11 protein-coding genes and 2 pseudogenes are annotated in these 13,221 nt (G+C 64.6%); 12 read left to right on the top strand and 1 reads right to left on the bottom strand.

The features are described from left to right. Positions 1–253: 253 nt before the first annotated feature. From FUT88_RS05195 to FUT88_RS05155, 9 genes and pseudogenes are all read left to right on the top strand, one after another. Positions 254–1,842: pseudogene (locus tag FUT88_RS05195) on the top strand (protein adenylyltransferase SelO). Between the two features lie 158 nt (positions 1,843–2,000). After that, positions 2,001–2,387, top strand: coding sequence for a peptide-methionine (R)-S-oxide reductase MsrB (gene msrB, locus FUT88_RS05190; RefSeq protein WP_027681409.1), 387 nt, complete (start codon positions 2,001–2,003; stop codon positions 2,385–2,387). Positions 2,388–2,430: 43 nt separating this feature from the next. Next, complete coding sequence (locus tag FUT88_RS05185) at positions 2,431–3,003, top strand: septation protein A (protein WP_147214103.1); 573 nt, start codon at positions 2,431–2,433, stop codon at positions 3,001–3,003. After that, positions 3,003–3,275: a BolA family protein gene (locus FUT88_RS05180; protein WP_065855099.1), complete on the top strand. Its 273-nt coding sequence runs from the start codon at positions 3,003–3,005 to the stop codon at positions 3,273–3,275. Before FUT88_RS05185 ends, FUT88_RS05180 begins: the two co-directional genes overlap by 1 nt. A 42-nt stretch (positions 3,276–3,317) precedes the next feature. Further along, positions 3,318–4,115: a peptidylprolyl isomerase gene (locus FUT88_RS05175; protein ID WP_147214102.1), complete on the top strand. Its 798-nt coding sequence runs from the start codon at positions 3,318–3,320 to the stop codon at positions 4,113–4,115. A 290-nt stretch (positions 4,116–4,405) separates the two neighbouring features. Further along, positions 4,406–5,386, top strand: coding sequence for an ABC transporter substrate-binding protein (locus tag FUT88_RS05170; protein WP_147214101.1), 981 nt, complete (start codon positions 4,406–4,408; stop codon positions 5,384–5,386). Positions 5,387–5,561: 175 nt separating this feature from the next. Beyond that, on the top strand, positions 5,562–6,470 hold the full coding sequence (locus tag FUT88_RS05165) for an ABC transporter permease (protein WP_004626972.1): 909 nt from the start codon (positions 5,562–5,564) through the stop codon (positions 6,468–6,470). A 1-nt stretch (position 6,471) separates the two neighbouring features. Next, positions 6,472–7,266 (top strand): ABC transporter ATP-binding protein, encoded by a 795-nt coding sequence (locus FUT88_RS05160; RefSeq protein WP_102067261.1) that lies wholly within the window; start codon positions 6,472–6,474, stop codon positions 7,264–7,266. 59 nt (positions 7,267–7,325) lie between these two features. After that, positions 7,326–8,426: a J domain-containing protein gene (locus FUT88_RS05155; RefSeq protein WP_147214100.1), complete on the top strand. Its 1,101-nt coding sequence runs from the start codon at positions 7,326–7,328 to the stop codon at positions 8,424–8,426. Positions 8,427–8,502: 76 nt separating this feature from the next. Here the strand turns inward: FUT88_RS05155 and FUT88_RS05150 are convergent, their stop codons facing one another. Further along, positions 8,503–9,576, bottom strand: coding sequence for a porin (locus FUT88_RS05150; RefSeq protein ID WP_102079821.1), 1,074 nt, complete (start codon positions 9,574–9,576; stop codon positions 8,503–8,505). A gap of 208 nt (positions 9,577–9,784) precedes the next feature. Between FUT88_RS05150 and FUT88_RS05145 the strand changes: the two genes are divergently transcribed. From FUT88_RS05145 to FUT88_RS05135, 3 genes and pseudogenes are all read left to right on the top strand, one after another. Further along, positions 9,785–10,465: a response regulator gene (locus FUT88_RS05145; RefSeq protein ID WP_027681402.1), complete on the top strand. Its 681-nt coding sequence runs from the start codon at positions 9,785–9,787 to the stop codon at positions 10,463–10,465. Then, positions 10,462–11,879, top strand: a pseudogene (locus FUT88_RS05140) (sensor histidine kinase). The gene FUT88_RS05145 and the pseudogene FUT88_RS05140 overlap by 4 nt, the downstream one beginning before the upstream one ends. Before the next feature lie 518 nt (positions 11,880–12,397). Beyond that, positions 12,398–13,221: ABC transporter ATP-binding protein (locus FUT88_RS05135; protein WP_147214099.1), on the top strand; the 824-nt coding region annotated here is incomplete at its 3' end.

The following is a 13,221-nucleotide window of genomic DNA, read 5'->3' as shown; positions in this document are numbered from 1 at the left end:
GCTGCCACATCGGCCCCCATGTTTACCCGGCCATCTGTAAAACCCTGCGAATCGTTGTGGTGCAAGGGTTCGCAGGCTGCAGCTTTCTTTACTCGCAAGTACAATACGCGATAGCGTTGCTGCGTCTCAACATGGCGTTTTCCCCTACGCAGCGTGCGTTTTGCTGCACTGCAAAGCGCACAATATTTGAGGATTCGGCACTGTTTTTGCGCCCTTTCCTGTGCTACCGGCCACTGGCCTGCCGCCCCATCCCATGACTGCCTCCCCCGCCGCCTTGCCTGACGATTCCCTTGCGAGCCATTTCGACTGGCCCGGCCGCCCCGCCACTGCCCCCGGTTTCTCGGCGCTGGGCGAACGCTTTCTGACACGCCTGCCCCCGATGCCCATGCCTTCGGGAGCGATTGGCGAACCGTATCTGGTCGGCTTCTCGCCCGATGCCGCGGCGCCGCTGGGCATCACGCGCGCCGAACTTGATACCGCCGCGGGGCTGGCCGTATTCACCGGTAACGCCGTCGCCGCCTGGAGCGACCCGCTCGCCACCGTCTATTCGGGCCACCAGTTCGGCGTGTGGGCGGGCCAGCTGGGCGACGGCCGCGCGCTGCTGCTGGCGGAATTCCAGACCGCCGATGGCCCGTGCGAAGTGCAGCTCAAAGGTGCCGGCCGTACGCCGTATTCGCGCATGGGCGACGGGCGCGCCGTGCTGCGATCGTCCATCCGCGAATTCCTCTGCTCGGAAGCCATGGCAGGCCTCGGCATTCCGACCACGCGCGCCTTGTGCGTGACTGGCGCCGACGCCCCCGTGCGCCGCGAAGAGATCGAAACCGCCGCCGTCGTCACACGCCTTGCCCCGTCGTTCGTGCGCTTCGGCCACTTCGAGCACTTTGCGGCCAGCGAACAACTGCTCCAGCTTCGCGCACTTGCCGATTACGTCATCGACCGCTTCTACCCCGCCTGCCGCAGCGAGCCGCAACCGTATCTCGCCCTGCTGCGCGAGCTGGCCCGCCGCACGGCTGAGCTGATGGCCGACTGGCAGGCCGTCGGTTTCTGCCACGGCGTGATGAACACCGACAACATGTCGATCCTCGGCCTCACGCTCGACTACGGCCCCTTCGGCTTCCTCGACGGTTTTGACGCCAACCACATCTGCAACCACTCCGACACCGGCGGCCGTTACGCCTACGCGCAGCAGCCCCAGATCGGCTACTGGAACCTGTTCTGCCTCGCGCAGGCGTTGCTGCCGCTGTTTGGCGAAGATCCCGACGTTTTCGTCAATTTGAGCGACGAAGCGCAGGCCCAACCCGCCATCGATGCTGCGCAAAACGTATTGCTGACCTACCGCGACGTCTACGGCGCAGCGTTCTACGCACGTTATCGCGCCAAGCTCGGCCTCTCCACCGCTCAGGACGCAGACGAGGCGCTCTTCGGCGACTTGTTCAAGCTGCTGCACAACCAGCGCGCCGACTACACATTGTTCTTCCGCCACCTCGCCGAGGTACGCCGCGACGACACGCCCGCCGCGGCGGAAGCGCGCACCGTCCGCGATTTCTTCTTCGACCGCGCCGCCGCAGACGTATGGCTTGCCGCTTATCGCCAGCGCTTGCAGGCCGAACCGCAATCCGATGACGAGCGCGCGGCCGCCATGTACCGCGTCAACCCGAAATACGTGCTGCGCAACCACCTCGCCGAAATCGCCATCCGCCGCGCCAAGGAAAAGGATTTTTCCGAAGTCGAAAACCTGCGCGCCGTGCTGGCCCGCCCGTTTGACGATCACCCCGGCTTCGAGCACTACGCACAGCCGCGCCGGACTGGGCATCGTCATTGGAAGTGAGCTGCTCGTCGTGATCCGGTATGTCGAGATGCGGGCACGCGTGATGTGCCGGAACTGACACCGTGCTCTAATCCGCGCCTGTCAGGATTGCCGCCGCAGCGCGACAAACAACATCAGCCGCCCAGACGTTCTCACCTTGCGGTGGCCGAATCCAACAAGGAGTCTCATCACCATGACCGTCAAGAAATCCGACGCCGAATGGCGCGACCAACTCTCCGACATCGAATACCGCGTCACCCGCGAAGCGGCCACCGAACGCCCCTTCACCGGCAAGTACTGGGACCACTGGGAGCGCGGCGTCTACAACTGCGTCTGCTGCGGCACACCGCTGTTTGAATCGTCGACCAAGTTTGATGCCGGTTGCGGCTGGCCGAGCTATTTCCAGCCCATCAACGGCGAGGTGATCGCCGAGAAGACCGACCGCTCGCACGGCATGTTGCGTATTGAAGTGCAGTGCAAGAACTGCGGCGCGCACCTTGGCCACGTGTTCGAAGATGGCCCTGCACCTACCGGGCTGCGGTATTGCATCAACTCGGCTGCGCTAAAATTCGGCGATTGATCTCTCTAATGGCCCGCAAAGGCCCGCACAAGCGCGTTCCCGCATGAAATTCCTGTTCGATCTGTTCCCGGTCATCCTGTTCTTTGCTGCCTTCAAGGTGGCCGGTATTTATGTGGCGACCACCGTCGCGATGGTCGCCACCGTGCTGCAGATCGCCTGGGTGTGGTTCAAGCACCGTAAGGTCGACGCCATGCAGTGGCTGTCGTTGCTCATCATCGGTGTGTTCGGCGGCGCCACGCTCATCTTCCACAACGAGACCTTCATCAAGTGGAAGCCGACGGTCCTGTACTGGCTGTTTGGCGTGGTGCTGCTGGGCAGCGTGGTGTTCGTTCGCAAGAACCTCATCCGCGCCATGATGGAGCAGCAGGTATCGCTGCCCGAGCCGATGTGGGGCCGCCTGAACCTGGTGTGGGCGCTCTTCTTCCTGATCATGGGCTGCCTGAACCTCTACGTGGCCTACAACTTCGACACCGACGTGTGGGTCAACTTCAAGCTGTTCGGCTCGATGGGCCTGATGGTGGTGTTCATCCTTGCGCAAAGTGTCTGGCTGGCTCGCCACATGCAGGAGCGCCCTGCCAGCGCGGCCAACGACGCCAACATCGGAGACGACCGCTGATGGCTGCAGATCCGCGAGAAATCGAACGCCTCCTGCGCGAGGCCTTCCAGCCCGCCCACCTCGTCGTTGAAGACGACAGCGCCAAGCATGCCGGACACGCCGGCGCAGCCTCCGGCGGTGGGCATTACAACGTCGAAATCGTCAGCGCAGCCTTTGCCGGCAAGAACCGTTTGGCGCGTCATCGCATGGTGTATGATGCGCTGCACACGCTGTGGCCAGCGGCAATTCATGCCCTGGCGATCCGCGCGGTCACTCCCGAAGAAAACACGTAAGCGCATTCCACGCTCACTCGTCCTTCCCTCGAACGCAATCCCATGAAGATTTCCAGCCTCACTGCCAGCCTGCTGGCTGTTGCCTTTGCTGCGACCGTTGCTCCCGCCATGGCGCAGAATGCCGCGGTGGTCAACGGCAAAGCCATTCCGAGCGCCAAGGTGGACGCGCTGATCAAGAAGTCGGGCCAGCCCGAATCGCCTGAGCTGCGTGCCAAGGCCCGCGACATGCTGGTCGACCGTGAACTGATCGAGCAGGACGCCGCCAAGCGCGGTCTACTGGAGCGCGACGACGTTCAGGAGCAGCTGGCTTCCGCACGCCTGAACGTGCTGGTGGCCGCCGAGTTCGAGGACTACGTCAAGAACAGCCCCGCCACCGAAGACGAACTGCACAAGCAGTACGACAAGATCAAGGCGCAGTTCGGCAACGGCAAGGAATACCACGCCCACCACATCCTCGTGGACAAGGAAGCCGACGCCAAGGCCATCATCGCCAAGCTGAAGGCCGGCGCGAAGTTTGAAGACATCGCCAAGGCGCAATCGAAGGACAAGGGATCGGGCGCGAACGGCGGCGATCTGGACTGGGCAAATCCGGGCACCTACGTGCCGGAATTCTCGGCCGCGCTCACCGGCCTGAAGAAGGGCCAGATCACGCAGACGCCGGTCAAGACGCAATTCGGCTGGCACGTGATCCGCCTGGATGACACGCGCGACGCCAAGATCCCGTCGTACGAAGACGTCAAGCCGCAGCTGCTCGAGATGATGATGGGCGACCAGAACTGGCAACGCAGCAAGTTCCAGGCGATGCTGAAAGAGCTGCGCGAAAAAGCAAAGATCCAGTAAGCAGCCGCCCGTTGGGGCAGTGAAAAAAGGGGCCGCGTGCCCCTTTTTGATTTGATGGCCGGGTTGCATCGCACGCAACCGGAATACCCCACCGGCACCCCCCGAGTTCTTTTGAAGTGTTTGCTGAAAAGCAGTGCGATTTGTCCCATAATGTGCGCCCACGTGCGCCGACATTGCACTGCTTCGGTGCACTCACGCATCAACAGAGTCTGAAAAACCAACCACGCCGGCACGGGCACATCCCGCTCGCCGCCAGAGCGAAACCACCCAAAAGGAAACAGGAGATCCTTATGTCCACGTTCAAGCACGCTTTGCGCATTGCGGCGCTCGCCGCCATTCCGATGGCCCTGCTGCAGGCTGCACCGGCACTGGCCCAGGCCACCAAGTCGGTCGAAGTGCTGGCCATCGTTGAGCACCCGGCGCTGGACGCCATCCGCGACGGCGCCAAGGAGCAGCTCAAGGCCGAAGGCTTCGACGCAGGCAAGAACCTGAAGTGGGAATACCAGAGCGCGCAAGGCAGCACGGCCACCGCTGCGCAGATCGCCCGCAAGTTCATCGGCGACAAGCCGGACGCCATCGTTGCCATCGCCACGCCGTCGGCGCAGGCCGTTGTGGCTGCCACCAAGTCGATCCCCGTCGTGTATTCGGGCGTGACGGATCCTGTCGCCGCACAACTGGTCAAGAGCTGGGAGCCGACCGGCACCAACGTGACCGGCGTGTCGGACAAGCTGCCGCTGGACAAGCAGATCGCCCTGATCAAGCGCGTGGTGCCGAATGCCAAGCGCGTGGGCATGGTCTACAACCCGGGCGAAGCCAATTCGGTTGTGGTGGTCACCGAGCTGAAGAAGCTGCTGTCGGCGCAAGGCATGACGCTGGTGGAGTCGGCGGCTCCGCGTACGGTGGATATCGCGCCGGCCGCCAAGAACCTGATCGGCAAAGTCGACGTGATCTACACGAACACCGACAACAACGTGGTGTCAGCGTACGAATCGCTGGTGAAGGTGGCCAACGAAGCGAAGATCCCGTTGGTGGCCGGCGATACCGACAGCGTCAAGCGCGGCGCCATCGCTGCGCTGGGCATCAACTATTACAAGCTGGGCCAGCAGACCGGCAAGGTCGTCGCCCGCATCCTGAAGGGTGAGAAGCCGGGCGCGATTGCCTCGGCCGGCAGCACCGACCTGGAGCTGTTCGTGAACGAAGGCGCGGCCAAGAAGCAAGGCGCGACCCTGTCGGCCGATCTGCTGAAGGACGCCAAGGAAGTCATCAAGTAACTCGCAAGGCGCCGGGCCGGCCTCCGCCCGACGGAGCCGTCCTGGCGCGGGTCTGGCTGCCCGAGCCGCAACGTGGCTATCCGCCGCATAATGGCCGGGCGCTTACGCTCCTACCCGAAAGCGTCCCCGTTCATTGCACACCGGCCGGTGCCCGACCACCGCGCCCTACTCTGTCATGTCACTGTTTTCATTGCTCGGCGCCCTGGAGATCGGTCTGATCTTCAGTCTCGTGGCGCTCGGGGTGCTGATCTCCTTCCGCATCCTCAATTTCCCTGACCTCACAGTCGACGGCAGCTTCCCGATGGGGGGCGCCGTGGCAGCCACGCTCATCGCCGGCGGACACGATCCGTTCATGTCGACGCTGGGCGGCACGCTGGCCGGTGCGGTTGCCGGTTTCATCACCGGCTGGCTCAACGTGCGCCTGAAGATCATGGATCTGCTCGCCAGTATCCTGATGATGATTGCGCTCTACTCGGTCAACCTGCGCATCATGGGCAAACCGAACGTGCCGCTCATCTCCGAGCCGACGATCTTCTCGCTGCTGCAGCCGGAGTGGATGCCCGACTACGTGTTCCGCCCGGTGCTGCTGGGTGTGGTCGTGGTGGTCGTCAAGCTGCTGGTGGACTGGTTCTTCTCGACGCAGATCGGCCTGTCGCTGCGCGCGACCGGCGCCAACCCGCGCATGGCCCGCGCGCAGGGCGTCGCCACTGGCGCGGCCACGCTGGCCGGCATGGCGCTGTCCAACGCACTGGTGGCGCTTGCTGGTGCGCTGTACGCGCAAACGCAGGGCGGCGCGGATGTGTCGATGGGCATTGGCACCATCGTCATCGGCTTGGCCGCCGTCATCATCGGCGAGACCGTGCTGCCGGCACGCCGCCTGGTGCTGACCACGCTGGCCGTGGTGGTGGGCGCGATCCTGTATCGCTTCTTCATCGCCCTGGCGCTCAACAGCGATTTCATCGGCCTGCAGGCGCAAGACCTGAACATGGTGACCGCCGCGCTGGTGGTGATCGCGCTCGTGCTTCCCGGTGTGCGCCGTAAGGTGTTCGGCAAGCTCGCCAAGAACGGTACCAAGGGGAACTGACATGCTGAGCGCACAAGGACTCACCCTCACCTTCAACCCGGGCACGCCCATCGAGACGCGCGCGCTGCGCGGTCTGTCGCTGGACATTCCGGCGGGCCAGTTCGTCGCCGTGATCGGCTCGAACGGCGCCGGCAAGTCGACGTTCCTGAACTCCATCAGCGGCGACCAGCTGGTCGACTCCGGCCGCATCACGATCGACGGTGAAGACGTCACGCGCAAGACCGCGTGGCAACGTGCCGACAAGGTCGCCCGCGTGTTCCAGGACCCGATGGCCGGCACCTGCGAAAACCTGACCATCGAAGAGAACATGTCGCTGGCCATGTGCCGCGGGCAACGTCGCGGTTTCTCGTTTGCGACAAACCGCAAGTGGCGCGAGATCTTCCGCGAGCAACTGCGCCGACTGGACCTCGGCCTGGAAAACCGCCTGACCGACCGCATCGGCCTGCTCTCGGGTGGCCAGCGCCAGGCCGTGAGCCTACTGATGGCCTCGCTGCAGCCGTCGCGCATCCTGCTGCTGGATGAGCACACCGCCGCGCTCGACCCGAAAACGGCCGCCTTCGTGCTGGAGCTGACCGCCAAGATCGTCTCGGAGAGCAAGCTGACGACGATGATGGTGACGCACTCCATGCGCCAGGCGCTCGACTACGGCGATCGCACGGTGATGCTGCACCAGGGCAACGTGATCCTCGACGTGCAAGGCGAGGAACGCCGCGGTCTGGACGTGCCGCACCTGCTGCAGAAGTTCGAGGAAACGCGCGGCGCCAAGGTGGACGACGACGCGCTGTTGCTGGGCTGATCCATCGCACCAACATCACATCGACGCTCCCTTAGCGGAGCCCGCGACATTTCCGCTCCATGACCAAGGCCAACCGCCCTGCCATCAGCATCGCGCCCAATCCGCACGCGGACGATTCGCCGACGCTGTCAAAAGGCCAGCGAGCCTTCAACGCGCTGATCAAGCAGATCGAGAATCGGCGCAAGCGGCTGGCGGACTGGGAGACGGCTACCGTTCAGTTCCAGGGCCGATACGCCGGCGAATTCTTGCCGCTGGAGCGTAGCCGCATCGCATTGCAGGTCCGCTTGGTGCGCAGCCTGGACCAGGTCTACGAGCACGATGCCTTCAGCAAGGCCGAGCGCCGCAAGATCTCCGCGCTCATCATCGATCTCGCACGAGACTTGATCGATGAAGACGCGAGCCTGAAGGCGCTCTACAACAAGTACAGCGGCACGGACTTCGACCGGGAAGCCGCAATGCAAGCCGCGGAGATGAAGGCAAGGCTGGAGGCCGCACTCGGCGTCGGCCTGGGCGACGACGCGGATGTGCATTCGGAAGAGGCGCTACTGCAACGCGCCCGCGAGCACCTCGCGCAACGGGCTGAGAAAAAGGCCGCCGCCGCAACCAAGCGTGAAGCCCGCCGGGCCGCGCGAAAGAAATCTCCGAAGCAGCGTGCGGCAGAAGCGCGGGAAGAAGACGAACAGACGCAGATCAGCCTGTCCATCCGCGAGGTCTATCGCAAGCTGGCCAGCGCCCTGCACCCCGACCGCGAAACCGATCCGCAGGAGCGGGACCGGAAGACGCGGCTCATGCAGCGCGTCAACGAGGCCTACGACAAGAACAACCTGCTGCAACTACTGGAATTGCAGCTTGAGCTGGAGCACATCGACCAGCACTCGATCAACCGGATCAGCGGAGCGCGGCTGACGCACTACAACCAGATCCTGAAAGACCAGGTGCGCGAGCTGGACCGCCAGATCCATCGTATCGAAACGACGTTCCGATACACGTACGGGTATCAGCGGTTCGAAGCGCTGCCGCCGGACGCCGTCTTGCAAAAGCTGGATGTCGACATCGCAGCGTTGCGCCAACAGGTGCGCAACATCGAGCAGGACCTTGCCGCCTTTGACGATTTCCGCGACGTGCGGCGCATGCTGAAATCCCGCACGACGCTCGACTGACGGCCGGCCGAGCCGCGCGCCGATCCAACAAAACGGGCACCCGAAGGTGCCCGTGTTTTTGACTGCGATCGGCCGATCAGAAGCGGTGTTGCAGGCCCGCCGTCACACCGACCTGGTTGTTGCCATAACCCACCACGTCGCGCGACAGGCTCACGTTCTGGCCGTTCTTGGCCTTGGCATAACCCGCGGACAGGTACGCCGTGGTGCGCTTGGACAGTGCGTACTGGCCGCGCACGGAGAACAGGATCGGATCGGCATCCGTGCCGTCCTTGATGTTCTGCTTGTACACCGCGCCATACAGCGTGAAGGCCGGCGTCACGTCGTAGCTGGCGCCCGCCCAATACATATCGCTGCGCAGGCTGGCGGTGGCCGTGGTGAACGCCCGCTTGTAGTTGCGGTAGCCCGCGAACAGCTTCAGTGCGCCGAAGTCGTAGCTGGCGCCGGCGTGAATGCCCTGGATGTAATCGGTCGTGTCTGCCGGCGTGGTGCTGGTGCCTGCGCCGTTCTGGCGATCCCAGGTGACGGCTGCCGAGAAGCCGCCCACGCTGTAGCCGACGCCCAGGTCGTACTTGGAGCTGCTCTTGAAGTTGCCCGCTGCCTCGCCAAAGCCCACGGTGGCACCGAGCTTCAGGCCGCCAAACGTGCCGTCATAACGCACGGCGTTGGAAGCGCGCGAGAACAGACCGTCCTTGCGGTCACCCGTTGCCGTGGACGACGTCGCCCACGAGTAGTTCGGCGCGTAACCCATCGGGTCGTACGGCAGCATGAAGTCGTACGTCGTGGTGAAGGTGCGACCGGCGACCACCTGGCCGAAGCCGCCCGCCAGCCCCACCACCGCGCGGCGGTCGAACAGCGTGTTGTCGGTGTCGAGCTTGCCGGTGTCGATGGCGATGCCGCTTTCCAGGTTGAAGACAGCCTTCAGGCCGCCACCCAGGTCTTCGGTGCCGCGCATGCCCCAGCGCGATGTGTTCTTGCCGCCCGAGACGAGGCGCGTGGCGCTGCCGCCGTTCGGACCGGCGTGGTTCACGTACTCGATGCCCGAATCCATGATCCCGTACAGGGTCACGTTGGAGGATTGTGCGGCGGCCGTGCCAGCCGTCGTCGCGGTGGCGAGCGCAACCACCGCCAGCGCCATCGAAGTCTTGTTCATCTGGTCTCCCTTATTCGTTGTCCTTGCGCAAAAGCCTCAGTCACAGGGCCGTTGGGCGGGACGGATCGTATGAGGGGCGCACTTTCAGTTCACTTTCGATTGACAGGAATTTGCCGGGCTGTGTCGCGGCGTTCTCGGGGGTTTCCCTAGCTTCAAAACATGCGGCGATGTCTGTATTCCTCTGCGGCTGATTGAGAGACGTCCCGATATGCGCATCCTGTTGGTGGAAGACAACCTGAAGCTGGCCAGCACGCTGGAAGAAGCCCTAGGCCAGGCAGGCTTCACGGTCGATTGCGTACATGACGGCCACGCGGCCGACTTGCTGCTCACCACGCAGGACTACGCGCTGGCCATTCTCGACATTGGCCTGCCCCGCCTGGACGGGCTGGAAGTGCTGCGCCGCCTGCGCGCCCGCAAGAACCCGCTGCCGGTGATGATCCTGACCGCACACGGCGCCGTGGAAGAACGCGTGCGCGGCCTCAACCTCGGGGCTGACGATTACCTTGCGAAACCGTTCGACCTGACTGAAGTCGAAGCCCGCGCCCGCGCGCTCATCCGACGCAGCCACGGCCACGAAAGCACGCAGCTGCAATGCGGCCCGCTGCACTACGACGGCATCAGCGGCGCCTTTACGCTCCATGGCGAACTGCTCGCCCTCACCGGCCGCGAACGCGCCGTGCTGGAAGTCCTGATGCTGCGCGACGGCCGCGCCGTGAACAAGGCCGCCATTTCGGAAAAGATCTTCAGCATCAACGAATCCGTCAACGCCGACGCCATCGAGATCTACGTGCACCGCCTGCGCAAGAAGCTCGACGGCAGCGGCGTGGCCATCGTCATGCTGCGCGGCCTCGGGTATCTGCTGGAAGCCACGGAAGGCGCTGCGCCATGAACCCGTCGAGCCTGCGCCGGCAGCTTTCGTTCTGGCTGCTGCTGCCGCTGCTGGGGTTGCTCGCGCTCGATGCGTGGCTGACTTACACGCGCGCCATGACGGCCGCCAACGCCGCGTTCGACCGCACGCTCGAAGCCTCGCTCAAGGCCATGCGCGAAGGCGTGCGACTGCGCAACAAGCAATTCGCCATCGACCTGCCTTACCTCGCGCTGGACATCCTCGAATCGGAAACGGGCAGCAGCATCTTCTACCGGATCGTCGATGCCGGCGGCGGCACGCTCACCGGCTACGACGATCTGCCCATGCCGGGCGGCCGCGCCCCACGCCGTATCGCACCGTCTTTTACGACGCGCTGTTTCGCGGCATGCAGGTGCGCATGGCCGCGCAACCGCTGCCCGTGCGCGATGCGCAGTCGGCCGAAACGCAGGTCGTCTGGCTGCTGGTGGGCGAAACGCTGGAGCCGCGCGAGGCGCTGGCGCACGAGATCCTGGCGGGCTCATTGCAGCAGGAAGTACTGCTGGTGGTGCTGGCCGTGGGCATCGTCTGGCTGGGCGTGCGACGCGGCTTGCGGCCGCTGCGGCAGTTGAGCGAAACCGTGGCCGGCCGCGGCACCGATGAGCTGGCCCCGCTGCCGCAGCAGGGCCTGCCGGCAGAGGTCGCGCCGCTGGTCGAGGCCATCAATCAATACGTGGCGCGCCTGCTGCGCATGGTGCAGGCCCGCAAGCGCTTCTTTGCCGACGCCGCGCATCAATTGAAGACGCCGCTGGCCGTGATCCAGGCGCAGTCCGAACTGGCCCTGCGCGAGCCCGATGGAGAACGCATCCGCCGCCACCTTGAGCCGCTGCACGGCACCGTGCGCCAGGCCGCGCGCGGCGTGCAGCAACTGCTGTCGCTCTCGCGCCTGGAGACCGACAGCGGCTACGCCCCGCAACTCCAGCCGCTGCGCCTCGACACCCTGGCCGGCGATGTCGCGCTGGAACTGGCACCCGTTGCGCGCCGATCCGGCGTGGACCTCGGCTTTGAAGGCGAACCCGTGACGGTGGCCGGCGAATCCCAATGGCTCCAGGAGCTGATCGGCAACCTGCTCGACAACGCCATCCTGTATGCAGGCAACGGGGCGCGCGTCACGCTGCGGGTCAAGCGGCAGGCGATGGCGATGCTCGGCGAACAGGCCGTGCTGCAAGTGGAAGACGACGGCCCCGGCATTGCCGTGCCCGAGCGCGATGCGGTCTTCGGCCGTTTCTATCGTGGCGCGGCATCGGAAGGCCACGACGGCAGCGGCCTTGGCCTGGCGATCGTCCGCGAGATTGCCCGCCTGCATGGCGGCACGGTGGCGCTGTCGGAAACGCCCGGCGGCGGGCTGACCGTCTCCGTCTACCTGGCGCTGGCCTTGATTGAAGAGCCGACAGCCTGAAAACGGGTTGCTGCACGACAACATCGTCGTGTAGCGGTCGCGCGTGCCCCCAAGGTGATGCACCGTTTGCGTGAAGACGCGGCGCACCATTTCCGCGCGGCTCGAATGGGCTGCTGTTCCGGCCAAATTGGTTCCATCCGGGCTCTGTTATGCCCGCCGCACGCGGGCTGGCGCACGACCTACACTCAAACAGTTCACAACGACCACACGATCGGCCGCCGAGCTTGCTCGGGCAAGGCATCCGGGGTTTTCCCTATTGTGGTGCCGCGGGCCCGCACGCCCGTGGGATGTGCCTGCGCGGTGGCGGTAAATGGCTCCATCAAATAACCAGGATTGGGTCCACTTTGCAGAACAATGAGCCGCTATAGTCCATCAACAATTCGTCACAACACGGCATGTTGACCGACCCGGGTGGATCGGAGAACGGCGCGACGGGCAGCGTGGGCGCAAGCCAGCGAATGCCGCCTGCAGCGGCAGGGCTCAGGCTCGATGACCGACATGGTATGGAGGAAGCAGCAATGAAGACCGACGACGTGATCGTCAGCTTTCGCGGTGTACGCAAGACGTATGACGGCGAGACCCTCGTGGTCAAACACCTGGACCTGGACATCTACCAGGGCGAGTTCCTCACCCTGCTCGGCCCCTCCGGCTCGGGCAAGACCACATGCCTGATGATGCTGGCCGGGTTCGAATTCCCGACCGGCGGCGAGATCCGCCTCGAAGGCGCGCTGCTCAACAACGTGCCGCCGCACAAGCGCAACATCGGCATGGTGTTCCAGAACTACGCGCTGTTTCCGCACATGACAGTGGCGCAGAACGTGGAATACCCGCTGACCGTGCGCAAGCTGCCCGCCGCCGAACGTGCCGAGCGCGTGCACAAGGCCCTGCAGATGGTCCGCATGGAAGGCTTTGCCAAGCGCTACCCCGCGCAGCTCTCGGGCGGCCAGCAGCAGCGCATTGCACTGGCCCGCGCGCTGGTGTTCGAGCCCAAGCTCGTGCTGATGGACGAACCGCTCGGCGCGCTCGACAAGCAACTGCGTGAACACATGCAGTACGAGTTGAAATCGCTGCACGAAAAGCTCGGCGTGACCTTCGTCTACGTGACGCACGACCAGGGCGAGGCGCTCACCATGTCCGACCGCGTGGCCGTATTCGACAAGGGCATCGTGCAGCAGCTCGACACGGTCGACAGCCTCTACGAGCGCCCCTGCAACGAGTTCGTCGCCAACTTCATCGGCGACAGCAACACGCTGCGCGGCACCGTGACCCGCGTTGACGGCGAGTACTGCGAACTGCAACTCAACGACGGCGCCCGCGTGGTCGGCCGCAACGTGGCGGGCGC

The sequence above is a fragment of the Ralstonia sp. TCR112 genome (assembly GCF_007997035.1).
Lineage (GTDB): Bacteria > Pseudomonadota > Gammaproteobacteria > Burkholderiales > Burkholderiaceae > Ralstonia > Ralstonia edaphi.
The sequence above is the reverse complement of the archived record's forward strand: the minus strand, read 5'-3'. Positions and strand labels throughout refer to the sequence as shown.

Coding starts and splice junctions, on each gene's coding strand:
- msrB (WP_027681409.1), top strand. CDS start 2,001: ATGACCGTCAAGAAATCCGACGCCGAATGGCGCGACCAACTCTCCGAC.
- FUT88_RS05185 (WP_147214103.1), top strand. CDS start 2,431: ATGAAATTCCTGTTCGATCTGTTCCCGGTCATCCTGTTCTTTGCTGCC.
- FUT88_RS05180 (WP_065855099.1), top strand. CDS start 3,003: ATGGCTGCAGATCCGCGAGAAATCGAACGCCTCCTGCGCGAGGCCTTC.
- FUT88_RS05175 (WP_147214102.1), top strand. CDS start 3,318: ATGAAGATTTCCAGCCTCACTGCCAGCCTGCTGGCTGTTGCCTTTGCT.
- FUT88_RS05170 (WP_147214101.1), top strand. CDS start 4,406: ATGTCCACGTTCAAGCACGCTTTGCGCATTGCGGCGCTCGCCGCCATT.
- FUT88_RS05165 (WP_004626972.1), top strand. CDS start 5,562: ATGTCACTGTTTTCATTGCTCGGCGCCCTGGAGATCGGTCTGATCTTC.
- FUT88_RS05160 (WP_102067261.1), top strand. CDS start 6,472: ATGCTGAGCGCACAAGGACTCACCCTCACCTTCAACCCGGGCACGCCC.
- FUT88_RS05155 (WP_147214100.1), top strand. CDS start 7,326: ATGACCAAGGCCAACCGCCCTGCCATCAGCATCGCGCCCAATCCGCAC.
- FUT88_RS05150 (WP_102079821.1), bottom strand. CDS start 9,576: ATGAACAAGACTTCGATGGCGCTGGCGGTGGTTGCGCTCGCCACCGCG.
- FUT88_RS05145 (WP_027681402.1), top strand. CDS start 9,785: ATGCGCATCCTGTTGGTGGAAGACAACCTGAAGCTGGCCAGCACGCTG.